This window comes from Desulfosarcina variabilis str. Montpellier (assembly GCF_048565275.1).
Taxonomy (GTDB): Bacteria; Desulfobacterota; Desulfobacteria; order Desulfobacterales; family Desulfosarcinaceae; genus Desulfosarcina; species Desulfosarcina variabilis.
The window spans coordinates 2,877,078-2,902,942 of the sequence record NZ_CP159846.1 but is presented as its reverse complement, the minus strand read 5'-3'; the positions used below and the strand labels follow the sequence as shown (position 1 = coordinate 2,902,942).

20 protein-coding genes are annotated in these 25,865 nt (G+C 50.5%); 12 read left to right on the top strand and 8 right to left on the bottom strand.

Annotated elements, in window-relative coordinates; genetic code table 11:
- The first annotated feature begins 1 nt into the window (after position 1).
- The 4 genes from Dvar_RS12980 to Dvar_RS12965 all read left to right on the top strand — a co-directional run bounded on the left by Dvar_RS12980 (position 2) and on the right by Dvar_RS12965 (position 5,149).
- The gene (locus Dvar_RS12980) at positions 2-1,285 is read left to right on the top strand and encodes a TRAP transporter large permease (RefSeq protein WP_419662127.1); all 1,284 of its coding nucleotides are present in this window, start codon (positions 2-4) and stop codon (positions 1,283-1,285) included.
- A gap of 194 nt (positions 1,286-1,479) precedes the next feature.
- Positions 1,480-2,778 carry a CaiB/BaiF CoA transferase family protein gene (locus Dvar_RS12975; RefSeq protein ID WP_419662126.1) on the top strand — a complete coding sequence of 433 codons (1,299 nt, stop codon included), beginning with the start codon at positions 1,480-1,482 and terminating at the stop codon, positions 2,776-2,778.
- A 3-nt stretch (positions 2,779-2,781) separates the two neighbouring features.
- Positions 2,782-4,116 carry a CaiB/BaiF CoA transferase family protein gene (locus Dvar_RS12970; RefSeq protein WP_419662125.1) on the top strand — a complete coding sequence of 445 codons (1,335 nt, stop codon included), beginning with the start codon at positions 2,782-2,784 and terminating at the stop codon, positions 4,114-4,116.
- Between the two features lie 121 nt (positions 4,117-4,237).
- Positions 4,238-5,149: an alpha/beta hydrolase gene (locus Dvar_RS12965; RefSeq protein ID WP_419662124.1), complete on the top strand. Its 912-nt coding sequence runs from the start codon at positions 4,238-4,240 to the stop codon at positions 5,147-5,149.
- A 180-nt stretch (positions 5,150-5,329) separates the two neighbouring features.
- Here Dvar_RS12965 and Dvar_RS12960 read toward each other — a convergent pair whose 3' ends face one another.
- On the bottom strand, positions 5,330-5,509 hold the full coding sequence (locus tag Dvar_RS12960) for a hypothetical protein (RefSeq protein WP_419662123.1): 180 nt from the start codon (positions 5,507-5,509) through the stop codon (positions 5,330-5,332).
- 387 nt (positions 5,510-5,896) lie between these two features.
- The gene (locus Dvar_RS12955; protein ID WP_419662122.1) at positions 5,897-6,154 is read right to left on the bottom strand and encodes a hypothetical protein; all 258 of its coding nucleotides are present in this window, start codon (positions 6,152-6,154) and stop codon (positions 5,897-5,899) included.
- A gap of 204 nt (positions 6,155-6,358) precedes the next feature.
- Between Dvar_RS12955 and Dvar_RS12950 the strand changes: the two genes are divergently transcribed.
- From Dvar_RS12950 to Dvar_RS12935, 4 genes are all read left to right on the top strand, one after another.
- A complete protein-coding gene (locus tag Dvar_RS12950) occupies positions 6,359-6,712 on the top strand; it encodes a hypothetical protein (protein ID WP_419662121.1) in 354 nt (117 codons plus the stop codon).
- Positions 6,713-6,744: 32 nt separating this feature from the next.
- Complete coding sequence (locus Dvar_RS12945; RefSeq protein ID WP_419662120.1) at positions 6,745-7,797, top strand: GNAT family N-acetyltransferase; 1,053 nt, start codon at positions 6,745-6,747, stop codon at positions 7,795-7,797.
- 401 nt (positions 7,798-8,198) lie between these two features.
- The gene (locus tag Dvar_RS12940) at positions 8,199-9,623 is read left to right on the top strand and encodes a wax ester/triacylglycerol synthase family O-acyltransferase (RefSeq protein ID WP_419662119.1); all 1,425 of its coding nucleotides are present in this window, start codon (positions 8,199-8,201) and stop codon (positions 9,621-9,623) included.
- A 185-nt stretch (positions 9,624-9,808) separates the two neighbouring features.
- Positions 9,809-10,582 (top strand): ParA family protein, encoded by a 774-nt coding sequence (locus Dvar_RS12935; protein WP_419662118.1) that lies wholly within the window; start codon positions 9,809-9,811, stop codon positions 10,580-10,582.
- Here Dvar_RS12935 and Dvar_RS12930 read toward each other — a convergent pair whose 3' ends face one another.
- Together Dvar_RS12930 and Dvar_RS12925 are read right to left on the bottom strand one after the other, a co-directional pair.
- The gene (locus Dvar_RS12930; RefSeq protein ID WP_419662117.1) at positions 10,583-11,782 is read right to left on the bottom strand and encodes a CaiB/BaiF CoA transferase family protein; all 1,200 of its coding nucleotides are present in this window, start codon (positions 11,780-11,782) and stop codon (positions 10,583-10,585) included. It lies immediately after the preceding gene.
- A 267-nt stretch (positions 11,783-12,049) separates the two neighbouring features.
- Entirely contained in the window at positions 12,050-13,219 is a 1,170-nt protein-coding gene (locus Dvar_RS12925) for a tetratricopeptide repeat protein (RefSeq protein WP_419662116.1), read from the bottom strand.
- A 258-nt stretch (positions 13,220-13,477) separates the two neighbouring features.
- On the opposite strand from Dvar_RS12925, the gene Dvar_RS12920 reads away from it, so the two are divergent.
- The gene (locus tag Dvar_RS12920; RefSeq protein ID WP_419662115.1) at positions 13,478-15,115 is read left to right on the top strand and encodes a protein kinase domain-containing protein; all 1,638 of its coding nucleotides are present in this window, start codon (positions 13,478-13,480) and stop codon (positions 15,113-15,115) included.
- Between the two features lies 1 nt (position 15,116).
- Here the strand turns inward: Dvar_RS12920 and Dvar_RS12915 are convergent, their stop codons facing one another.
- A complete protein-coding gene (locus Dvar_RS12915) occupies positions 15,117-16,499 on the bottom strand; it encodes a sigma-54-dependent transcriptional regulator (protein WP_419662114.1) in 1,383 nt (460 codons plus the stop codon).
- Positions 16,500-18,341, bottom strand: a complete 1,842-nt coding sequence (locus tag Dvar_RS12910; RefSeq protein WP_419662113.1) for a cache domain-containing protein — start codon at positions 18,339-18,341, stop codon at positions 16,500-16,502. It abuts the gene before it with no gap.
- Positions 18,342-18,403: 62 nt separating this feature from the next.
- On the opposite strand from Dvar_RS12910, the gene Dvar_RS12905 reads away from it, so the two are divergent.
- From Dvar_RS12905 to Dvar_RS12895, 3 genes are all read left to right on the top strand, one after another.
- Positions 18,404-19,852 carry an ABC transporter substrate-binding protein gene (locus Dvar_RS12905; RefSeq protein ID WP_419662112.1) on the top strand — a complete coding sequence of 483 codons (1,449 nt, stop codon included), beginning with the start codon at positions 18,404-18,406 and terminating at the stop codon, positions 19,850-19,852.
- 282 nt (positions 19,853-20,134) lie between these two features.
- Positions 20,135-21,643: a class I adenylate-forming enzyme family protein gene (locus Dvar_RS12900; RefSeq protein ID WP_419662111.1), complete on the top strand. Its 1,509-nt coding sequence runs from the start codon at positions 20,135-20,137 to the stop codon at positions 21,641-21,643.
- 561 nt (positions 21,644-22,204) lie between these two features.
- A complete protein-coding gene (locus Dvar_RS12895; protein ID WP_419662110.1) occupies positions 22,205-23,395 on the top strand; it encodes a thiolase family protein in 1,191 nt (396 codons plus the stop codon).
- A 134-nt stretch (positions 23,396-23,529) separates the two neighbouring features.
- On the opposite strand, the gene Dvar_RS12890 is transcribed toward Dvar_RS12895, so the two are convergent.
- Positions 23,530-24,114: a cysteine hydrolase family protein gene (locus Dvar_RS12890; RefSeq protein ID WP_419662109.1), complete on the bottom strand. Its 585-nt coding sequence runs from the start codon at positions 24,112-24,114 to the stop codon at positions 23,530-23,532.
- A 121-nt stretch (positions 24,115-24,235) separates the two neighbouring features.
- Positions 24,236-25,795, bottom strand: a complete 1,560-nt coding sequence (locus tag Dvar_RS12885) for a benzoate-CoA ligase family protein (protein ID WP_419662108.1) — start codon at positions 25,793-25,795, stop codon at positions 24,236-24,238.
- Between the last annotated feature and the right edge of the window lie 70 nt (positions 25,796-25,865).

Here is a 25,865-nt window from a genome sequence, read left to right as displayed (position 1 = left end):
CATGGAAATACTCATAATGATCTTGATTCTGTTCGCGCTGTTGATGCTGCGCATCCCCATCTACATCTGCCTCTACTTTACCGGTGTGCTGGGACTTTTCATGTTCACCAGCATGGACCTGACCTTTGTGGCGCAGACCATGCTCAAAAAGCTCGATAACTTTTCCTTGATCTGCATCCCCTTTTTCATTTTTATGGGGTCGGTGATGGTGAAAGGTCAATCGGCCAACCGGTTGGTGCAGTTTGCCTGGAAAATCGTATCTTGGCTGCCCGGTGGCCTGGGCATTACCTCGGTCATGTCTTCCGGTGTCTTTGGCGCCATCAGCGGATCAGCCATCTCCACTGTGGTCACCATCGGCGGCGTGTTGTTTCCCAATATGGAACGGTACAAATACCCCAAAGATTTTTCCGTGGGACTGGTAACGGCCGCATCGATTCTGGGAATGATCATCCCCCCCAGCATCATCATGATCATCTGCGCGTTGACTGCCGGCGAATCGGTCTTGCGCCTTTTTGCGGCCGGGTATCTGCCGGGTGCATTGATCATGTTCCTGCTCTCTCTTTATGCCTGGTGGGTATCGCACACCAAGGGGCTGGGCAAGGAAGCCCGTGAAGCGTTTAATTTCAAGGAATTTCTCATCGCCGGAAAGAAAGCCTTTTTCGGTATTCTTATCATTGTCGTGCTTTTCGGCGGCATCTATTCCGGTGCGTTCACCGTCACCGAGGCATCGGTGGTCGCGTCCGTGCTGGTTCTGATCGTTGAAATGGCCATCTACCGCTCGGTGACATATAAAGACTTGAGAGAATTGATGGTCGTCAACGGCGTGATCAGCGGGTCACTGGTGATCACGGTGAGCGGTGCGGGCGTCATCTCCGAGTACATCGTTCTCCAGCAAATTCCCCAGACCCTGCTGGAGGTCGCCATGGTGTACATCCCCAACCCATCGGTCTACCTGATCTTTACCTGTATCGCTCTTCTGATTGTGGGCACGTTCATGGATCCCATTGGCGCCATCATGATCATGATCCCCATCATGATGCCCATCGCCAAGCACATGGGAATCGATCCCATTCATTACTGCCTGCTGTTCAGCGTCGGGCTCGGCATCGGGTATATCACACCGCCACTGGGCCTGCTGCTCTATACGGCCCAGGCCATCACCAAGCTGTCGTTCATTCAAGTGGCCAAGGCCATAATTCCCCCGCTACTAATTTATATTGTTGCCCTGTTTGTTCTGGCATTTGTGCCGTGGTTGTCCACGGTGATCCCCAACATGCTTATTTAGAGTGGATGGTCTAAACGCAATCGACCATATCAAACAGGGAAGTGGTCTAAATTTGAAAAATTTTTCAATCAATTAAGAAGACAACTTGGATATAGAAAAACGATTGATGATGAGATTTCATTAAAAGGAGACAGTCAACGGCTATGGCGGAAGAAACATGGAAAAATTATAAGCAAACGAAACACACGAAGCCAATGCCATTGCAAGGTGTTCGTGTTCTGGAGGTGGGAACCCTCATCCTGGGGCCGGTCGGGACCAGCTATGCCGCATCCATGGGGGCTGAGGTCATCAAATGCGAAATTCCTCCCATTGGCGATACCGGCCGCAACATGACCCCGTTTGGCTACTTTTACAAGGGCTACCCACCGGTGTTCATTCACAACAATGTCAATAAGTACTGGGTTGGTCTGGATTTACACAAGCCGGAGGGGCAGGAGATTTTCCTGGAACTGGCCGCCAAGTCTGATATTGTCGAGATCAACCTGAGGCCTGGGGTGATGGAAAAGTGGAACGTGGGCTACCACCACCTCAAGGCGATCAATCCCGGCATCATTTACATATCCAAGACCGGTTTCGGCCAGTGGGGACAGTACGCGACTGAAAACCGTCCCTCCAACGACGGTGCTTCCCAAGGGCTCAGCGGATACTCCTGGGTGTCAAGCTTTCCAGGGCAGCCACCGCTTAAAAGCAGCATCTATCCGTGCGATGACTATGGCGGACTGATGGGTGAACTGGCCGTGCTGGCGGCACTGCATCATCGTAAAAAAACGGGTGAAGGGCAGTTTATCGATCTGTCTCAATCTGAAAATATCATGCGCTTGATGTCCTGGGTTTGGCCCTATCAGCAACTGACCGGCAAGAAGGCCATGCCAGCCGGTAACCGGGATGTCTCCATCTGTCCGGCAGACACGGTGTATACGGCGGATGAAAAGTTTGTGGCCCTGGCTGCACCCGCCCCTGAGGAATTCAAAGGGCTGTGCAAGGCCATGGATCGGCCGGAACTTTCGGACGACGCCAGGTTTGGTGAGCATCTGACCCGCCTGAAAGAAGAGAACGCCATCGATATCCTGGCCATTGTGGCGGATTGGGCCAAAACCAAAACCGCCGCCGAAATCGAAGCGCTGGCCGAAACCCATGGCTTTGCGGCATCGTGCGTGAAAACCAACCAGGATGTCATGGAAGACGCGCACAGTGTGGCGCGTGGTTATATTACCGAGGTTGATGATCCGCTTATCGGAAAGTACAGGGATTATGATTTTCCGGTCAACATGTCGAAAACGCCTCCGCGTATCAAGTGGACGGTCAGACCGGTGGGATTTGATAACGAGTATGTGCTGACCAAGCACTTGAGTAAAAACAAGGACCAGATCAAAGCGCTGTACGATTGCGGCGCCATCGGCAAATGGGGGGATATACGCGGCCGGCGGCCTCCTGAAGATTGGGATGGGAAAAGCGGGTTGATCATGTCTAGAGACGCGGATGAAAAGGAGTAGCCGATGGAAAATGGTCAAAACTGGAATCAATGGATTAGGGAAAATAGTGACCCCAAGGATGCGCATACCAAACTTGAAGCACTGGATGACATCACCGTCTTGGACCTGAGTTCCAAAAGCTATGCCGGCTGCTATTGTTCTTCCATGCTGGCTGAGTTTGGCGCCGAGGTGATCCGCATCGAGCCGCCTGAAGGGGATTTTATCCGAACCTGCACCCCTTATGGAATGTTGCACAAGGGGGAAGGGCTCAATTACCTGACCGAGGGCCGAAACAAATCCCACATTACGCTGAATTTAAGAGAGCCGGAGGGCCGGGAAATCCTCAAGGCCTTGGTGGCTCAGGCAGATATTCTCATTGAAACATTTTTGCCCGGCGTCATGGATGAGTGGGGGATCGGGTATGAACAACTCAAAGAAATCAATCCCCGACTGATCTTCGCATCCATCACCGCCAATGGTCAATTCGGTCCGTTAAGCCGCAGCCGGATGCCGGATTACGACAATATTGCCCAGGCTCGCTCGGGAATCCAGGCCGCCACCGGTGAGGTCATGCCCGACGGGTCCACCGTCGATGATTGCCCCTGGGCCGTGCCCACCAAGGCCGGCCCCTGGATTGGCTGGGCCCAACCGGCAACCTTCATGGCTACCGGTATCCTGGCCGCGCTGCACTGGCGCGAGGTCAGTGGCGAGGGACAGGCCCTGGACGTATCCACCCACGAGGCTTATGCAAAATTTGATGACAACTGTCCGGTCTGGTATCATGGGGCGGGTGCGGTGGCAAAGCAGTTCGGGAGCTTGGACAAAGGCGCCTGGCTCTACTGTTTTTCACCGACCAAGGACGGTGCCGTGTTTTTGGGGGGACTGCGCCTTGAGATGTGGCAGGCCTTTGCCGACATGATGGGCGTGTGGGATGAATGGGGCGCTGCCGATTGGAAGGACCTGACCATATTCACGGAAGAAGAGATGCAGCTCAAGTGGTCGCCGCTGGTTTTCGCGGAAACTCAAAAATATACCAACCAAGAGTTGGTGAATATGTCGATCGAATATGGCAAAAGCGGACGACTCGCGCCGATCGCACCTGTCGTGGCGCCGGTGTGTACCCCTCTTGAAACCATGGAGGACCAAAACTGGCTGGACAGAGGTCTTTTTACTCCGGTTCAGGACCCGGTCTACGGGGAGGTTGTCGTGGCCCAGGCCCAGCACAAGATGACCGAGACCCCCATCCGCACCAAGTGGGTCTGCCGTCCGGTGGGCTATGACAATGCGCACATTTATCTGAAATACTTTGGCTATGGCCCGAGCACGCTGGATAAGCTGAAGAAGGCCAATCTGGTTTAGAAAAAATGAACCTTTACAGGCAGGGTCATCCGCTATTTTATTCAGATGACCCTGTTTTGTGCATCGTTGAATGTCTCTATTATTTATTTTCTGCGCCCTTACCTCGCGAATAGGAGATCGTTTGAATAATCCGACAGAACAAGTCATGGATCATCTGAGGAACATATCAATTCAAGCCTTAGAATTGATCTATGGCCTTGATGCAACGCGCAAATTAATTGATCAGTATTTTCGAGTGCACCCGTCAACATCGGAAACACATGGGCAGTGGTTTCCAGTGAAAACAGGCCATCTTTCAATGGAATGGGTGATTGCGAACGGTGCAGATCCCAATCGGCGAATCCTCTATATTCACGGAGGTTCTTGGATTGCGGGTTCTCTTGCCGGGTATCGATCCTTTTTGTCTCACATATCCCAAGCAACAGGGGCCGTGGTTCTTTCCATTGATTACCGGCTGGCACCTGAGCATACGTTCCCAGCCGGGTTGGAAGATTGCATACAGGCCTATCAATGGATGCTTGAAAACGGACCGGATAAAAAAAGCCCTGCTCTGGCCGCTTTTCTGATGGGGGACTCTGCTGGGGGTAATTTGGCTTTGGCCACCCTTCTAAAGATCAAAGATTTCTCGCTACCTTTACCGACAGCTGTTGTTGCCATCTCCCCAGCAACTGATTTAACCTGTGGAAGTCTTTCGCTGCTTACCCGTGCTTTCGTAGACCCGGTAATTAATCCGGCCACCCTGCCTGTGCTCATCCCTCTATACATGGGAATGAATGCTGAGCCAACCAATCCGTATGTATCCCCTCTGTTCGGTAATTATGCCGGGATGCCTCCGCTATTATTACAAGTCGGTGATTTGGAAGTTTTATTGGATGATTCAACTCGATTAGCCAAACATGCAGCCGGGCATGGATGCAAAGTGGCCCTTGAAATATGGGATGGAATGCCACATGCGTTTCAAGGGTTTGCCCCCTTTCTACCGGAGGCCTCTGAAGCAATAAATAAGATTGGTAAGTTTATTCGTCAGTACTGATAGTGAAAAGTAGCCAAGCAGTTCGGAAACATCAGCGACATTAGGCGCAGGAAAAAAATAATTTATTTCTTTCCTGCGCCCTTAAACGTGAGTAACGCGTGGGTGAAGCCTGGGTTTCAATTGGTTTTATTCTGCGGTCTGGCTTGTTTTTTGAGTCGGCACGGGCCTAATCATGTTGCCTCATTCTTCCACAAAGGATTTATCCCAATTTTCAAGGGCTTTGCGGGTTTCGTCCTGGTCAACGGCGGAATTAGCGTTAGGTTCGAACTGGCTCTGAAATAATGTTAAGGCCTGGAAAAAATCATTAAACATAGTTTGGTTGCATTCGACCAACTGCTTAAACATTTGTTTTTGATCCATGGCATTTCCTCCTGAGCTGTCCGAGAGTTATGTTGTTGCCCTCGGGTTTGTTTTTGAACCGGCGCTTTTTAAATAAATATAAGCCGTCCAAGCAGGATGTCAACAAAAAAATATTGCAGCGCAACATAACAATATAAAATCTTTATTTTAATATGTTATATATATTTCCCTGATAATGGAGCCGAGATATATTGCAATGCAATATATCGTAAAAAAACGAAGCATTCGGCCAGGTTCGACTGGAATAAATTGATCCCAATGTTGCATAAAAATGATAAATTGCATTTTATTGACTACGCCTTCTCCTTTGAAGGAAGGCGGGAAGACGACCGGCTTAGAATTCCCGAAAAGCCGGCCGTTTTTTACCCCATTGTAAGGAAAGTTGGGTTAGACGGAGAGATACTCTTCTGCCTTTTTAAAACTGTCATCCATCACGGCAATAATATTATTATGAAGGCTTTTATGCCATGTGATGTAAGCAGCCATTGCCTTTTTGCACGCTTCCGGAAAATAAGGGGCCTCGTCGTACATGGTTTTGATATGTTCCTCGACCTGTTCCTGAAACTGGAGAAACCCCTTGAAGCCGTCAGCTGCTGCCTTGTTGAACTCCACCATCTGCTTGATCATGCTTTTTTGATTGATCATTTCATTTTCCTCCTTTGAGGTTACATTGATAAGTTTAGCGATAACTTCTGTCTCATTTTTCAATCAGCTAAAGAATGCAAAGCCAGCTGATTGAAATATCTATTCCATATTTGATCGTAAATCATTTAGCGCGCCTTTCATCTGAAAAATTTGATATTAATTTTGCGTTGCAATAACTATCAAGATGTGTTTTGAAAGGATAATATGAATATTAAACGAGATGTCAATAAAAAATATTGTGCATTGCAACATTTTATCAGAGAAGGCAGCGAGTACGATCCGTTGATGCACCCGGAGCGCCCCCCCTGCGACGCCCTTTTGTGGAGGATAACCATGGATTTGAAGAAAACCTGTCCGGACAAACTGATTGGCGCCGAAACAGCCATGTCCAAAATCAAAAACGGCAGCCGGGTATTCATTGGCTCTGGATGCGGGGAGCCGCAACATCTGATTCGAACCATGGTGGAAGACCTGAACATGCAGGACATCATGCTCTACCAGATGCTATCCGTTAGATCGGGTTCGGCCATCTGCCCAATACGATCCTTCAGCACCTGACCGACAAACGCGATCTTGGCATCCACACCCAGTTGATCACCGACGTATTCCTGCCGCTGTTCGAGCACAAGGTGATCACCAACCGCAAAAAGACCCTGTTTCCCGGCAGGGTGCTAACATCGATGTGTATGGGCTCGGAAAAAATCTTTCGCTATATAGATAACAATCCCATGTTTTATTTCCGCTCCTCGGAGTATGTCAATGATCCAACGGTTATCGCTCTCAACGACAATCTCATCTCGATCAGCTCGGCTTTGGAGGTTGATCTGACCGGTCAGGTCTGTACGGACTCCATGGTCCATCTGTTCTATAATGGTATTGCCGAGCTCTCCGGCAAAAGCATCTACCAGCGGGTCATGGAACTGGCCCAGATCGCTCATCCGAAATTCCGCGAAGAGCTGATCGAGGTGGCCAAGAGCCGTCACTATATCTTTGCTGATCAGCTTCCTCCCATCCAGGATGATCTCATCTTTCTTGAGGGGTACAAGAACCAAATGGCTCTCAAAAACGGGAAAATCGCCGAGTTCCGACCGCTTCTTCCCTCGGACGAATTCGCCTACCGCAAATTTTTTTACTCGCTCCAGGAAAGAACCATCTATTCCCGTTTCTTTTATAAAATAAAGCTTTTCTCTCACGAGTTGGCCCAGAAGCAGTGGGCCAGCGTGGATTACCACAAAAACATGTCCATGATCGGGCAGGTGCGCGTCGGCGGCCGCCAGGAAATCGTCGCCATCGGATCCTATGCCGATGAGGGTGAGGAAGCATCGCGTGCCGAAATCGCCTTCGTGGTCCGCGAGGATTTTCAGGGGATGGGAATCGCGTCCTACCTCCTTTCGATCATGCAACGCATTGCCAAGCAAAATAACTTTACAGGTTTCATGGCCACCGTGCTACGTGAAAACAAGGCTATGCTACAGGTCTTTAAGAAACGCTACCCCAATGCAAAAACATCGATTGAAGCCGGCAATTACGTCAATATTCTCATGGATTTTAGCGATGCCGTAGAACATGGTCACATGGTTTCCAGCAACCATCCGATAGAAGATGACATTTGTATCTGCCCCGTCTCCAAAGAAAAGAAATAGGTATTGACAAGCCTTATTTTATATTTTATGTAGGACCAATATGGTCTGACCAAAAAGGTTAGACCAATATGTAGTATTATTTTTACTTCCCAATTTTTTAAGAGTAGACACATAAAACGAATCTTAAGCTGTCGAAAAGATGGGTTGAGTTCCGCTCGCGCATTGCTGCTGCTGAAGTTTTTGAATAGCGCTTTACTTCCTTCGTTAATTGATCCAATTCGTCCACATCCCATTTTTTAAACGTATGATTTAGGCATCTTTTTGACCCTTTCGGGAAAGCCGAGGACTTCAGATACCGCGTTGTTTAGGCGTCGCGGCAGATGATTACAGCTTCACCCTTAAGTAGTTATGCAAAACGATTTAATAACTGACGGATATGAAAAAGGAGATTAATTAACAAGATGAAGCAGCTCACAGGCGTAGATGAAATGTTTTTTTCACTGGAGGCCCCTAACTCGCCAATGCACATTACCGACATTCATATTTACGATCCATCAACCGCTCCAGAGGGCCGTGTCACCAATGAAGACGTATTAAAATACATCAGCCAGCGTCTCGACAAACTGTTCATGCGTGAAAAACGAGTCCCGGTACCAATGGGACTTGATTACTCCTACTGGGTTGAAGATGAGGCGTTTGACCTTGACTATCATGTACGGTTCACCAAACTTCCCAAACCCGGGAATTGGGATCAGTTGGTTGCTAAAGCCGGACAGATCATTGAAACGCCGCTGGACATTTCCAGACCCCTTTGGGAAATCCATGTCATTGAGGGACTGGATAAGGTCGAAGGATTTCCAAAGGGTTGTTTTGCGATTGTGCATAAAAAACATCACGGTCAGTTTGACGGCGGATCGACCACCTATCTGAAGAGTGTCATGCACACGCTCGAACCCGAAGGCGTTACCGACGCCGAGGGGGATACCGCCAAACAGCAGAAACCATCAGGTCGAACGCCTTCAGCATCTGAATTGTTGGTTCAGACGTATTGGAATAGCCTACTGAAGAAGCCCATTGATCGGCTGAATTTCTTTTATCGGACACTTCCAAACGCGTCCAAGGCATTGAATGCTTTTATAATGGATAAGATCCGAACCCCCAGCTATGCGCGCACACGCTTTTCCGGAACCATTCCATCACCGAAACGGGTTTTCGAGGCCGTTACCGTTTCCTTGAAAGACATTATCAACATGCGGAAATTAGTGGCCGATTCCACGGTAAATGATGTTGTGCTTACCATTTTTGGTGGTGCCATCAGAAAATATCTGGAGCACCACCAGGAACTCCCCTCGAAACCCTTACTTGGCTTGATTCCCATTTCGGTCCGAAGGGAAGAAGAAATTGCGGACGGTGGGAACAAAATATTTTCGATGGTTTCTGACATGCACAGCGAGATAGCGGACCCACTCGAAAGAATGAAGAAAGTGCACGAGGCGACAAATTACTCGAAGCAATTTACGGAGGCGATTGGGGGGCGGAATATGACGGAGATGCTTGAGATCGCACCGATGCCAATCATCGACAGAGGAGTCAAAATTGCGCTGAAAACGAAAATGGCCGATTACGCCCAGTCACTGGACAGCGGTGTCGGCATCAGCAATGTCCCCGGATCCCGACAGCCCCTTTATTTTTGTGGCGCCAAGCAGCTCAGATGTTTTAACTGGGGCTTCATCATGGACGGAATGGGCTTGCTGCTGGTTGCCGGCAGTTATTGCGATGATTTGGTCTTAACGGCGGTGAGTTGCCCCGAAATGCTCCCGGACCCGAAGTTTTTTAAAACGTGTATGCAAGAATCGGTCGAAGCGCTCAGCCAGGCGAAAGCTTAACGCCTTAATTTAACCCTTTTCTACTTTGTATTGATATGCTTTAATCTATTCAAGTTCCGCTGTAGGTAACAGGACAGCTTCCACCTTTTTTTGTGACTGGTTTTCAGCAAAATGCCCATTTAATAGTGCCCCCCTTTTTCAGGTGGTGGGTTATTTATGCTAAACAAACACGTTAGGAAGAACCTATGCGCAGGGTGATTTTCAACCAGAAAGGCGGTGTTGGTAAAACGACCATTACCTGTAATCTGGCGGCGCTTAGTGCAGCCAACGGGCAGCGGACGCTATTGGTCGATTTAGATCCTCAGGCGAACTCAACACAATATATGCTCGGCAGTAAAGCGGATTCGCTTGAGCTCACATTGGCTGACTATTATCAGGAAACGCTTAGTTTTACCTGGTTTCCCAAAGACGCGAATGCCTATGTTCATGAAACGCCGATTGACCGGCTGGCAATCTTGCCTGCTCATGAAACGCTCAGCGAACTGATGTCGCGCCTGGACTCCCGATATAAAATCGGAAAACTCAAAGATGTCCTGGATCAATTGGACGAATACGATGCTGTCTATATCGACACGCCCCCCGCTCTCAATTTCTACACCCTTTCAGCACTGATTGCCGCCAACCGCTGTCTGATTCCCTTTGATTGTGACGACTTTTCTCGACGCGCACTATATCAGCTCCTCAATCGGGTTCGTGAAGTCCAGCAAGACCACAATCGAGACTTGAATGTAGAGGGTATCGTCGTCAATCACTTTCAGGAGCGCGCCAATCTACCCAAAGCGTTGGTTTCAGAGCTTACCGAAGAAGGACTGCCTATTCTAGACACCTATCTATCGCATTCGGTAATCATCCGCGAATCACACCAGGAGGCTAGCCCGGTGGTCAATTATGCGCCCAATCATAAGCTTAGCATGCAATTCATATCCTTGTTCAACGAGTTAAATGGGACAGAAAAGTAATCATGTTTTTTTTATCGTAATAATCCCCTTCTCGGCCATTATATTGATCATCGCTTCATCATAACCAAGGGATAATAGTATTTCTTTTGTATCCTGACCGATTGTTAGCGGTGGATCACTCCGCTTATTGAAGTCAAACGGTTCGATTTGAATGGGCAGCCGGGGCAGTTTTGCTTTTTTCCCTGAAGGAATTGTCGTCTCGAGCAAACCATGTTCGCTCTGATTCAGCTGCGGGTCATCCAAAAGCTCTTCTGGTTTGGCGATGGGAGCAAAACAGATACCGGCCTGGTCGCATATGGCGATGACCTGCGCCTTGGTGTAGGTCTTGATGGTCTTCTCTATTTCCGGAATCAACCACGCGCGTTCCTGAACCCGGTCATTATTGGTTTTCAACCGCGGATCCTGCAATAGATGGTCGAGGTGGAAGGCACGGCAGAACCGCTGCCAGTGCTTCTCGCGGATCAGCCCGATAAACACCTGATCGTTGTCCGCGGTGTCGAACAGTCGATAGACCGACCAGGTACTGACCCTGACCGGCATGGGGGGCACGGGCCGTTTGGTGATGGCCGCGCAGGCCATGTGCTGCCCCATCACAAAGGCTGTGGTCTCGAAAAGAGAGCTCTTCACCAGACGCCCTTTGCCGGACGATTGGCGCTCATAAAGTGCCGTCAGGATGGCAATCACGCCGAACATGCCACTGGTGATATCGATGATGGATGTGCCCACCCGCATGGGTTTGCCCGGTGGTCCGGTCATATAAGCCAACCCGCCCATCATCTGCACCACCTCATCCATGGCCACCCGGTTTTCGTAAGGACCGGGAAGGAACCCTTTGAGCGAACAATAAATCAATCTGGGATTGATGGCCGAGATGGCATCATAGCCAAATCCCAACCGCTCCATGGTCCCCGGCCCAAAATTCTCCACCAGCACATCCGCAGTTTTGACCAGCTTGAGAATGATTTGCTTTCCCTGTGCCGTCTTCAAATCGATGGCCAGGCTTTTCTTGTTGCGGTTGAAATAAGAAAAATAGCCGACCCCAAGCCCCTTGAGGCGTCTTGTGGGGTCGCCGGCCGGTGGTTCGATGAGAATAACCTCTGCGCCCATATCGGCCAGGACCATCGCGGCTGCGGGTCCCATGATGGTATGGGTAAACGCCAGAACGCGGATGTTTTCAAGTGGCAAGTGGGGAGTCGACATAGCTGTATCCTTACCGCCTTTTTAAGGACGGTGGATCAGGTCCAACAACCACCTGTGTAATTTCGTAACACATCACAGCCCCCCGTCATCAAAAGGGAGAACGCCGTATTGTCATCCTGCGACGACCGTTACCGCGGCCCAAGAACATTATCTTGAATGCTATAATCCGAAAAATCGGATAAATTGGCCAATTCTGGATGGGCACGATTAAAAAAAATCGTACGTTCAATCTGTTGATGGATGCACGCCTGCAGTTTTTGTGGCCTGTTATTCACCGGTGTGCTGCTTGATCATCTCGATGCGTTCGTTCATCAGGATTGCTCTTCGTAAATTTTCTCGAACATTTTTATAATCCGGGTCTATGGCAACGACTTTCTCCCAGGACGAGATGGCTTGTTTCAGATTTTCCTGGCCAAAATAGTTAATGCCCTCATTATAGTGCCGCTGTTTGTATTTCTCCAGGCTGTCTTCAATCAATTTTCTGCAGTCCGTGCAACTCGGCTTAACGGCCACCGCCTTTTCAAATTCCGTTTTGGCCTTTAAATACGACTCTGTATCGTATAATTCCAGGGCGTTCTGGTAATGCGCCTGGAACAGCAAATCCGATGCGAGCGCATCATCGGAATTCAGCGCCAAGGCTCGCTCAAGCATGTCGGCCGCATCGTCAAACTGTCCGGCACGGATGAGATTCTCTCCTTCGCGCCTTAATACTTCACCTTCAATCTTGCGGCAGTCAGCCAGCAGCGCCGGACATTCCTGGCAGTTCTCGTCATGATCCATGGCCCTTTTGAGGGCGCTCTTGGCCTCATCGATCTGTTTTGATTTCAAATACGCGCGGCCCAGCGCAACGTATGACCGGGAGATATGACTGTGCGCGGCTTCTATACTCGGCAGTTCCTTTTCGAGCCCTTCTTGATCTGCTGCGCCCCCCGCTTGGTCCAGACCGATAGTCTCGGCTTGTTTTTCCTGCCCCTGCGCCTCTATAGCACGTTCCTGACCTTCATCTGCGCTGGCCATTTCGGGATTTTCTGTGTAGTCCGGCTGGCTTGGTTCCATAATCTGGTCCCACTCAGCCTGCGGATTCACATCATTTCCCTGACCATCATCGGCTTGGGCCATTCCGGCGGTGGGTACGCTTTCCGGTTGGCCCGGCGCCAGGTTCTGAGTATCCTCGGTCTGCGCCGTTACATCCATTTCCTGGCTATCATGGGCTGGGGATATGTCGGCGTTTTCCGCGATGCCCGGTTGGTCCGGGTCCATATTCTCGGCACCCTTATCCTGCGCCGTTGCGGCATTGATCTGACCATCATCCGCCTCTTTGGTTTCAACAATTTTGTTCTTTTGTTGATCCTTTAAAAATGGCAATTTCACCATCTGACATGATATAAGGACCATCATGCTAACGACCACAATGGAAATTGAATATATACGTTTCATTGCCTTATCTTGATTTATATTGATTTCAACCCAATTTTCCTATTTCTGGATGGGCACTAGTTAGCACAATGATAGACTGTATTCAACTTCTGTACAAATCAGTCCGGTAGAAAAGAAAAAACAGATCATCTCTTGACATTCCGTGAAGATCTTAATATTTCTTGTAATATTAGGCAGATTGATACAAAATGGCACGATATTCACCCATGATCGAAAGGGAGATTAGCCATTTTGGGATGGGCAGCAAGGAGTCAAGCCATGTCTGTATTCGAAAAAGCGGCGACAACAATGATATGGATGAAACGACAATCAGCCACGACCATCCAAATGGTTACCCAAAAAATTTCCAATCTCATATCCAATTCGCCAATTATCCGTTATGCAGGGATCGGCTTATTAGGCTGGATTGTGCTGAACATCATTTTTATTTCAATTTTGCAAAGCAAGCGCCATTCATTTGAAAATGCCTTTCACGATCGAGGTGTTTTTTTTGCTCATGACCTGGCTGACAAAATCGGCTCATCCATCCTGGTCATGGATTATCTTGCCTTAAACGTTGCCGTTCGCGACCTGATGGCTGATCCCAATATTCGTTATATCGCGATTCTCGATCATCAGAATGTTGTTCTCACCCATTCCGATTCAGGTAAAATCAATCGGCAATTCAACCCCGCTGTTGACGAAAAGCTCCTCAATACCGTCAATGGCATACAAATTTCATCGGGCATGGTTGACGAACATGTCCCGGTCGTCACCTATAGAACCGGTGTAACCTATTCGGGGGTAAAGATCGGAACGGTTTTGATCGGCCAGGATGCGCAAAAGCTTGAATCCATGGCAATAACCCACCATCTTTACAAAACGATTTTTCTCTTTGGCAGCGCAATCCTGCTTGTCATCATGGTTGTACTAACGATGATCGTTCAGAAAAAGCGAAAGCAGAAGAGAGAAAAAATGATGGCGGACATGACCCGCATCGGTCCATACCTGTTGACCAGAAAAATTGCTGAAGGAGGAATGGCTGAACTCTATCTGGCAGATTATCTTCGTGAGGACGGATTCCGTAAAACCGTGGCCATTAAGAAAGTCTTGCCCCATCTGGCGGATAACCGTGATTTCATTGATATGTTTATTCGTGAAGCCCGTCTGGCCGCCCTTCTACAACACCCCAACATTACACAAATTGCCGATTTCGGGAAAATGCAAAATGTATATTTTATCGGCATGGAATATGTGAATGGGAAAAATCTGGCTCAAATCATGGAGGTTATGAACGCTGGTCTTCCGATGGACATGGCCATTTTTTTGATCATGCAGATCAGCAGCGGCCTGCATTACTCCCACACGCTCAAAGATGACAAAACCGGCAAGCCGCTGAACATCATCCACCGTGACATCAGTCCGCCAAACATTCTCATTTCAATGAACGGGGAGGTCAAGATTAGCGATTTTGGAATCTCAAAGGCCACATCGGAGCCTTCACTGACAATGGCCGGCGTCATAAAAGGCAAACTCGCCTATTTATCTCCGGAACAGGCCATGGGAGAGGAGGCGAACCATCAGACCGATATCTATGCGCTGGGTTTGGTTTTCTATGAGATTCTTTTAGGCAAACGGGTCCATCAATTCGACAATGAAATTGATGCGATTCGTTCGATTCCGAAGATAACCATTGCTCCGATTATCACCAAACGGCCTGACATTCCCCCTGAATTAAATGCAATCATCATGAAATGCCTGGAAAAATCACTTGCCAAACGCTACCAGAGCGCCGAAGCAATAAAGGACGACTTGCATCAATTGAAAAATGAATTGGGCATCGTTTACGATGCCTCGGATTTATCGCAATTCATGCAGACCCATTTTGGATCTCCGGAATCTGAAATCACCCCCTGATTCACCCGTCCAGCCCATAGCGCTGAATTTTCTCGTAAAGCGTTTTACGCGAAATGCCCAATCGGCGGGCGGCCAAACTTTTATTGCCTTCGCACTGGGCGATGGTCCGTCGGATAAGATCGAGCTCCATATCCTTCAAGGTGACACCATCGGGCGGCAGGCTGCTGATCAGGCATACCCGGCCCGGTTGCTTAGCGCCGGTCACATCACCGACAATGTCCTGGGGCAGGTCGACCACCCCCAATTGCGTGTCCCGGGATAAAATTACCGATCGGGCGATCACGTTTTTCAGCTGCCGGATATTCCCGGGCCAGCGGTAAGCCGACAATACCTTAAGGGCATCCGGTGTGATGCCATCGATCTTTTTATCATATTGGCGGGCCATGCGCCGGACAAAAAAATCGGCGATCAGGCAGATATCGCCGCTGCGATCCTTAAGCGGCGGCAGGCGCATGGGCATGACTTCCAGACGGTAAAGCAGATCGCTGAGAAATTTGCCTTCACGGATGCACTGCTGTAAATCCAGATTGGTGGCCGCAATCACGCGTACGTCCACGCGTTTGGTCACACTGCCGCCCACCGGCTCGAAACTCATTTCCTGCAAAAACCTGAGCAGTTTGGCCTGCAGCTGCAGGCTCATGTGACCAATCTCATCGAGAAAAAGCGTGCTCTGGTCGGCCATTTCCAATCGTCCCTGGCGATCCCCCAAGGCACCGGTGAAGGCCCCTTTGACGTAACCGAACAGTTCGGCCTCGAGCAGGCTTTCCGACAACGCCGCTGAATTGATGCACACCATGGGCCGCTCATGACGCCGGCTCTCCAGATGAATCGCCCGGGCCAGGAGTTCCTTGCCCGTGCCGGTTTCCCCATAGATCAGCACCGATGCATCGGTGGGCCCCACCATGCGCACGCGCTCGAAAATCTCTTTCATTTTTTTGTCCGCGCCGATCATTTCATGAAAGGCCTCATGGGGATCGATACTGGCCTTTAACGCTTGTAATTCCTGGGAAAGCGAATGATCATGAATGACTTTTTCCAGAACAATGATCAGTTCGTCATAATCCAGGGGTTTGATCAGATAGTTGACGACCCCTTCCTTGAGCGCCTGAACCGCGGATTTCACGGTTCCGTATGCGGTCATGATGATAAATGGCGGCGGGCGGCGAATCGCCTGCATCTGTTTGAACAAGGCCAGGCCATCCATTCCCGGCATTTTCAGATCTGAGAGCACCGCCTGGATGCTTGGATGGGCATTGAACGTCTCCAATGCCTGACGGCCGCTGGTGGCCTTTAGAACATGGTAACCTTCATCTTCAAGGATGGCTGATATCACTTTAAGGGTGTTGCCACGGTCTTCAACCACCATGATGGTTTTGTCTTTCACTTAATCGGTCTCCTCGCTGAGCGTTACACCGTTCACAGGCAATTCAAATGTGGCCAGGGTGGCCAACGACGGCCTGGAGCGGATGGTCAGGCTGCCGCCATGGCTTTCGATGATCCCCAGACTCAGTGGCAGGCCAATGCCGGACCCCGACTCTTTGGTGCTGAAAAAAGGATCGAAAATGGACTGCAAATGCGCTTCCGGAATACCGATGCCATCGTCGCAGATCTCGACCCGCACCCGATCCGCGCTGCCGTCACTGGATTGGAGCAAAGCGGTTGAAAAGCTCACCACGCCCCCGTTGGGCAAGGCATCCATGGCATTGACCAGCAAATTGACGACCACCTGTTCAATTTGCTGCATATCTAACAGCACTGTTGGTAGATCTTCGGCCAGATGGTTGTTGAAGCGAATATTGCATTTTTTGGCCTGCTCGGCAAAAAGCTGCTGCACAGACAAAATCAGCTGGTTCAAATCCGAGGGCACGGGCTTGGGGATGGCCTGCTTTGAAAAATACAAGAAATCGGTCACCAGATTATTCAGGCGGTCGATCTCCTCGGACACCAGCTGGGTGTATTCCTGGACCAGTTGATCATCCGGAAGCCGCCGTTTAAGGTGGACCACGGCCCCTTTGATGGCGTTCAAGGGGTTTCTGATTTCATGGGCCATGCCGGCCGACAGCCGACCCAATGATATCAATTTTTCCGATCGCACCAGCTCGTTCTGGGTTCGGGCCAGATTTTTGATCATGCGGTTAAAGGAACGGGTCAGGTCACCCAACTCGTCGTGAGAATGCACCGGCAGTTCCTGATTCAGGTCAGCGGCGGATATCTGGCGGGTCGCGGCAACCAGGTTGCGCACCGGCCGCAGAATCAGATAGCTGAGAATACTGACGCTGACGATGGCGATCACCAGGGTCAGCCCCACCACCTGCAAAACCCGTTTTTGGATGGCACGGGCCTCTTTTTTGAATTCGGCAGTGGGAATGGTCACCGCGATCGACCAGCCGATGGGTGAAATGGGAGAAATAGCGGCGACCTTCAATTCGCCATTAAATCTGTATTGTTCCCATGACGTGGTACCGGTCATCATCTTTTCGACCATTTTTTTCAGGCTGAAGTCTTCGACATTCTCCTGCGTACGGTCATACAGCGCAAAAAGCGGATGCACCACGATGCGTCCCAACTGGTCGGCGAGAAAAGCATAGCCGCTTTCGCCCACATGGATGTCTTTTATGATTTGGATAATGCTGTCGAAATCAAGCTCGATGACCACAACACCGGTAAATTCGCGCATGACCGAAAAAACCGGCTTTGACCAGTGCATGACCGATGGCCGACCATCTTTGCCGCCCTTGACGTCGGAGATAAATACCCGACCGGGCGCCAGGTGGCGTGTCTGGGAAAAAAAAGGATACGCCCTGCTCCCCCCAGCGGTACCGGCGGCTTTATCACCGCCGACGCGGATCAATTCGCTGCCGGTTTCATCCAGATATTGAATTTGGCGGTAGTAGGGGGTGCGGTCGATAAAATCCTGAAAAAGGCGGGCGATGGTGTCACGATTGAACTCGGTTTCGGCCCGTAATCGAAAGGATCGTGAAATATAGTGATCCTCCAGGACCGGCAACGCGGTAATGGTTTCAAGGTCAATACGCAGTTTTTCGAAAATATACGAGAGCTTTTCTGCCGCCGCACTAGCCTTGGCCATCTGTTCATGACGCACGAGACGATTGACGCGATCTACGGCGGCATGTATGGAGAAATAACCGGTCGACGCAATCGGCAGGCAGATCAGCGGCAGAATCAACAGCAGCAGCTTCAAGGAGATGGAAAATCTAACATTCATCTGATCGTGGATCCCATGACAGTGGTCTGAAATAAAAAAATAATAGGAAAACCATGCCCCTCATGTCAACAACCGGCTCCCATGCCCCAGGGCAATCGATAGATAGAATACCACCATTTGACATTTTCATTTTTCATTGGGCATTTGACATTCATGGACACTCTGATTTCGAAAAGCAAGGCAACCTGCAAAATCTGCATGGGATTGCCCTGTCCAGCGCCCCCCGCCACCGCTCGCTGAATCGGCTTCGCGCCCGGCAGGTTATTCGTTGGACGGCCCTTTTGATCATCCTCCTGGTAGGGATGGTCCCCGTATCGGATGCACAAACGCCGGTGGTCATCGGCGTGGCCACGTCAACCACGACCCTGGAAGGCAGGGAAAGTCTCATGGCCGCCCAACTGGCGGTTGAGGAAATTAATCAAGGCGGCGGCGTCAGGCTCAACAGCCAAGCCGTTCCGCTAAAAATTGAAATCCTCGATCTCAAGGATGCCGCGCCCCAGGTAAATGCCGAAACCGCCCTTAAGCAGCTTGAAACGTTTCTTAACACCCGGCCCGTCCGGGCGGTGTTGATCGGTCCGTTTCGATCAGAAGTCCTTTTACCTGCAATGGATGTGATTGCCAAGCACCAGATTCCCATGATCGAAACGATTGCCATGACCCCGGCCATGGAGTCCAAGGTGCTAAATACCCCGGCATACCGATTCCTTTTCAGAACCGGATTGAACACCCGCTACCTGGCCGACGCACTTATCGGATCCATGCGCTTTTTAAAAAAGCGCTACGATTTTCAACGGGTGTATTTGATGATCCAGGATGTGGCCTGGGCGCGCAGTACCGCGTCGCTGATCCTTAAATTGTATTTCAAGCGAGGCGGATGGGAAATACTGGGCATCCGTCACTACCCTTATGAAACGATTGATTTTGGTACGGGGTTGCAGGAAGCCACCCAAAAAGGTGCTCAGGTGATATTGCCTATTTTCGATACACCTCACAGCGGGCAGCTGGTGATCCAATGGAAAACCCGGCAGACCCCGGGGCTGCTGTGCGGCTTTATCTCCCCCATGATGGGTCCTGGCGCATGGAACCATTTTAACGGCCAAATCAGTGGGGCGCTCAATATCATTTTTGAACTGGGCAATATTCCCTCGAAAAAATTTCCGCCGGCGACACGTTTCTATAACGCCTTCAGCCGGCGCTATGGCAGGCAAATTGAGGCCGGCCATGGACCGGCGCCCACCTACGAGGCCGTGTATCTGCTGGCCCGGGCCATTGAAAAAACCGGCAGTCTCGATCCGGATCAGCTTGTTTTGGCCCTTGAAAAGGGTAACCATTCGGGTGCCATGGGACGGATGGATTTCAATAAGGGGCATCAGGTGATTTTCGGTACGTCGCCTGAGAACGCGGCGGTCGCTTGCCTGATTCAATGGCAGAAACCTGGTCGACGGGTAATCGTCTATCCGCCGGCCCTGGCCGAAGGTGAAATCAAGCTTCCCGCTTCCCTTGAACGATAAACCGTTTCTTTTCGTAACATATTTTACAATCATTCGTTTTCATAAGATTTTTTATTATATTTAGACCACACTGGTGAGTTGCGGACAACCCGCATGTTACCAAAAGTAACATTCCCCCGCAGGGTAAATCATCTTCATTTTACGTATTATGTATAATTATAACATATTATATTTTTATTGATTTACGGCACGGACTTTGCTGTGTATTTTAAACTTTGAAGTAACTGCGTATCACCTTTTTGAAGTGACTGCTTACCACCTTAAGACACGAGGAGGAACTAAATGAACGTAACTCAGAATGTTGAACAGGCTGCAAGGATTTTCCCGGATAAACCAGCAATCATTTTTGAAGACCGCGAAATTACCTATGGTCAGTTAGACAGCCAGGCCGGCCGATTGGCCGATACCATGCAAAAAAAAGGCGTCAAACAGGGTGATCGCGTGGCCCTGTACTTGCCCAATATTCCCGAATTCGTTGTGTGCTATATTGCCTCCCTGAAAATCGGTGCGGTTGCCGTGTCGGTCAACCCGATGCTCAAATCCGCCGAACTCAAATATCTGCTCAATGACTCCGGCTCCGTAATGCTTTGCACCGTGGGTGAATTGCTCGTCAACGTAAACCGCGAAGACTATCCGGATCTGCAACATGTGCTTGTCTGCGAAGGAGATGCGAAAGGCAACCCCACCATCGACACCTGGGTGGCCGATGCGTCCGAATCGGTCAAGGCTGTGGATCTGGATCGTGAAGAAACCGCCGTCATCCTTTATACATCCGGTACCACGGGATTTCCCAAGGGCGCGACCCTGACCCACGGGAATGTGGTCTCCAACTCCTACACCGCCGCCCATCATGCCGGGTTTACCGCGGACGATCGCATGTCTTTGTTCTTGCCCCTTTTCCATGTGTTCGGCCAAAACTTCATCATGAACGGCACCTTCAACTCCTGCGCGACCCTGGTCCTGTTCCGGCGGTTCGTACCCGAGGATGTACTCAAGGCCTTCCAAAATCACCGCGTAACCATGTCTTTCGCCGTGCCGACCATCTTCATCAACCTGCTCAACATGGATCTGTCGGCATATGATCTGTCATCCATCCGCTACGATTTCTCCGCTGCCGCCACCATGCCTGAGGAAATCAGCAAAAAGTGGAAGGAAAAGTTCGGTCGCACCATCCACGAAGGCTATGGCCTGACCGAATCCTCGCCGTTTGCCTGCTACAATCACGATTATTTCCATAAGTTCGGAAGTATTGGCACCCCTTGCGAAAACATTGAAATTAAAATCATGGATGAATTCGACAGTGAAGTTGCAGCGGGAGAATGGGGCGAAATCTGCATCAAAGGGCCCGGGGTGATGAAAGGATACTGGAACAAACCCGAAGAAACGGCCAAAGCCCTGCGCAACGGATGGCTGCATTCAGGCGATATCGGCAAAAAGGATGAAGACGGCTACGTCTACATTGTCGACCGTGTCAAGGACATGATCAACGCGGCCGGTTTTAAAATCTGGCCCGCCGAAGTCGAGCATTACCTCTATCAGCACCCGGCGATCAAAGAACTCGCCGTTTACGGCATCCCCCACCCGGAAAAAGGCGAGGCGGTTTGCGCCTCCATCGTTCTCAAGGACGGCGAAACAGCCACCAGTGACGAGATCGTCGCTTACTGTCGTGAGAATATGGCCGCCTACAAAGTCCCCAGCAAGGTCGAGTTTGTTGAGGAACTGCCCAAAAGCGCCACCGGCAAGATCCTTAAACGCACCCTGAGGGACGAAGCCGAGCCAAAAGCCGGCTGATTGATTCATTTATAACCATCAACATGATCTACCCGGTGCTTGTTTGAATCCGCTGTCCAGGCGTCGCTGAAGAAGAAAACCTTTTCTTAAAAGTGACCTGATCCAGCGATTTCAAACAAGCACCCGCACCCAAGCGGCCGGCCGGTGCGTCTTAGAGCTTGTTTGAGAAGTCTGGATCGGGTCCGATAACAAGCAGGCTTTTAGGCAACCAAAGATGTACTGATCCCCCTGTTCCGATCCAATCATTCATTGGCGAGTCATTTTTCCGGTTGGACGCCCCTGGTAGTAGTTGATTAAAGTCGTGTGGCCCCTTTGTCGCCACACGAACAAGGGGCCATCGGCCAATATTTTTTTAACGATTAGTCAACTCCTCATTCGCATTAATGAACTTATCGGGATTCATTATCGAAGAATAACGAACAGACGATAATGACAGCTTGCTGAAGAAGAACAGGTCTGAATTAGGCTTGACAAAAAATGTAATTGGTTACATATAAGGATGATATCTATTTCATCATATGAAACATCAACACTCGAACTGAAAAAAGGGGGATCGTACTTATGTTCAGTAAAGCATTCATTCCTTATGGCGGATATTACAGCTCGCCGTTTGCCAGATGGCAGGGCAGCCTGGCCAACGAAAATTCCATTGTTCTGGGTGCCGAAACATCAAAGCGATGGATTGACAGCAAATCCTGGGATGCAAAAAGCTTCGACTATGTCATCTTCGGTATTACCATTGGTCAGCCCAAGGTGTTTTATGCATCGCCATGGTCCGCTGCCATGATCGGTGCCGAGGACAGTCCCGGCGTTACGCTCAGCCAGGCTTGTTCCACCTCCACGACCGGCCTGTACCAGGCCGCCATGGCGCTTGAAAACGACTATTGCAAAAACATCTACTGTCTATTTTCCGACCGTTGCTCCAACGGTCCCCACACCATCTGGCCCAACCCCAAAGGTCCTGGCGGACAGGTGGTTTCGGAAAACTGGATGATGGAACACTTCAACTACGACCCCTGGGGCAAACAGGCCATGATTCAGACCGCCGAAAACGTGGCCGCGCTGTCCGGCGTCACCCGCGAGGAATGCGATCAGGTTGCCCTGCGCCGCTACGAGCAGTACATGGATGCGCTGAAGGACGACCGGGCCTTCCAGAAACGCTATATGTTCCCCATCGAAGTCAAAGTGTCCAAGAAAAAAACAATCAACTTCGATGCGGACGAAGGCATCACGGCCTCCACGGCCGAAGGGCTGGCGGGCCTGCGTCCGGTATTGCCCAATGGCGTTCACACCTTCGGTGCCCAGACTCATCCGGCGGACGGCAACTGCGCCTTCGTGGTCACCGACCGCGAACATGCCAAGCAGCTCAGTACTAATCCGGACATTGAAATTCAGATCATCTCCTATGGGTACTCGCGGGTCAAGAAAGCGCACATGGCCATCGCGCCGGTTCCCGCAGCCAACATGGCGCTTGAGAAAGCCGGCCTCAAGGTCGAGGAAATGAAAGCCATCAAGACCCACAACCCCTTTGCCGCCAACGACATCTACATGGCCAAGGAAATGAACCTAGATGTGATGAGCTTCAACAACTACGGCTCCTCCATGATCTTCGGTCATCCCCAGGCCCCCACTGCCGGCCGTTGCATCATCGAAGGCATTGAGGAAGTCGCCATGCTGGGCGGCGGCTATATGCTGTTTACCGGTTGCGCCGCCGGCGACACCGGCGCAGCCATGATTCTCAAGGTGGGTTAACTTTTTGTTTTCGAAAGGGGCGAAAAATTTTTCGCCCCTACCCCTCGCCTATTGCCAGCCGCTTTCGCGGACATGCTCCGCTCCTCTGATGCCTGCGGTCACAATAGTTAGTGTTCATCCAGAAACGTCGCCTCTCACCCCATCCCCATGGCATCGGCAAACTTATGCGAATCAAGCACGCGAAACAATGGATCCAATGGGTTGCGGCGATAGTTGTTCAGAATCTGCTCATGCATCTCGGTTGACCAGGTCGCACTGCAGTCTTCTAACAGCACCGCCTTGAAATCGTAACAGATTGCATCCAGAAGCGTTGCCAGCACACAGAAATTCGTCGCCACCCCGCCCACGGCACAAAGCGTTACGCCCCTTTCTTTCAACCATGCGTTAAGATCCGTTTCAAAAAAAGCCGAGAACTTGGGCTTGGGCAACCATCGATCTTCGGCTTGGCGATCCAGTTCGTCAATCACTTCGGCCCCCACGGTGCCGACCAAAGAGTGGGGTTTCATGCGCCCCTTGAATATAAAATCGGTCTCGTGGTAGGCATCGGTGGCAAACACAATCGGCCACGACTGTTTGCGGAAGCCCGCGATCAACGCGTTGATCGGCGCAATTGTCTTTTTGGCCAGCGGCGTTATCGGCAAACGATGGGCTTCGTCAAAGGTATCCTTCACCATATCAATGATCAGTAATGCCGGCTTTTCAGGCGCCCCCTGCTTCATCACAACCGTCCTTTTCTCTTGTTACTTCAGATATCGGGCAAATTCACCATTTCTGGATGGGCACTCAATGCCCCCCAATGAGGTTCCATTGGGGGGCATTGATGGTCAGAAACTGAACGTGTCATGCGGCGGATTGCGTCGCGCTTTCCTGCAACATGAACCGTTTGATCTTCCCAGTGGCGGTCTTGGGCAATTCGTCCACGAATTCGATCCACCGGGGGTATTTGTAATGGGCCAGGGCCTTTTTAACGTAAGCCTTGATTTCCGCCGACAACGCTTCTGTTGGTGATGCCCCATTTTGAAGAACCACGAAGGCCTTGGGCTTGATGAGGTTTTCATCATCCGGCGCACCGACCACGGCACATTCAAGCACACTGGCATGCTCCATGATGCAGGCTTCCACCTCAATGGGAGAAACCCAGATGCCGCCGACCTTGAGCATATCGTTGGAACGCCCCACGTAAAAGAAATACCCGTCTTCATCACGGAAAAATTTGTCGTCCGTGTTGATCCAGTTACCGATCATGGTGTTTTTGGATTTTTCATGTTTGTTCCAATAAAAGGCCGCCGTGCTGTCCCCCTTGATCAACAGCGTACCAATCTCACCGTCGGGCACATCATTGAAGTCGTTATCCACGATCCGTGCCTCGTACCCGGGGACCAGCTTACCGGTCGATCCCGGCCGCATGTCATCCACCCGATTGGAAATAAAAATATGAGAAATTTCCGTTGAGCCGATACCATCCATAATCCCTACGTCGAATCGTTCTTTCCAGCGCTTGAGGATCTCTGCCGGCAGGGCTTCACCAGCCGAGACACACACCCGCGCGCGCCCTAAAGACCCCTCTTGGGTCAGCATGGTGCCAAAAAGGGTGGGAACCGCAAAGAAAATGGTCGGCTGATGTTTGGCGATCGTGGCATACATGGCATCCGGGGTGGGCCGTCCCGGATGGTAGACCGTTGTTGCGCCAACGCTGAAGGGGAAGTAGAGTCCGTTGCCCAGGCCATATGCAAAAAACAATTTGGCAGCGGAGAAACAGACGTCATCTTCCTTGACCTTTAGCACCTGTTTGCCATAGGTTTCAGTGGCATAGACGATATCGTGCTGGAGATGCACCGTGCCTTTGGGCAGTCCGGTGGAGCCTGAACTGTAGAGCCAGAAACAGGCATCATCGGGTGTGGTCGGCGCCACGTCCAATTCATCGGATTTATCCGCGACCCATTCATCAAAGGTGACCTTGCCCTGGCCTGCATTGGCACCAACAACAACCACATGCTCGAGGAACATCAATTTCGGCTTGATATCTTCGATGATGGGCAAAAGACTTTGATCCACCAACAGCACCCTTGCGCGACTGTCGTTGAGAAAATATGTGTAATCTTTGGGCCGCATCAAGGTGTTGAGGCAGATGGGCACGGCACCGATCTTGATGGCCCCGAAAAAGGCCTGGGGATAGACTTCGTTATCCAGGAGTAACAAAGCAACGCGTTCCTCCATCCGGACATCAAACGATTTCAGGGCATTACCGACCCGGTTGACTCCCTTCTGGACCTCGCCGTAGGTCATTTGCCGATCTTCACAAAGGATTGCCACCTTGTCGGCGCGGCCCTCGCGGATATTGCGATCCACAAAATAATCGGCTGCATTAAATTTCTCAGGCAAATCTAAATTGAAATCCATTCTCTTACTCCTTTCAACATCCGGGGCACCCGTATTGTGTATGCCCGGGTCAGATAGAATACTTTAAGAA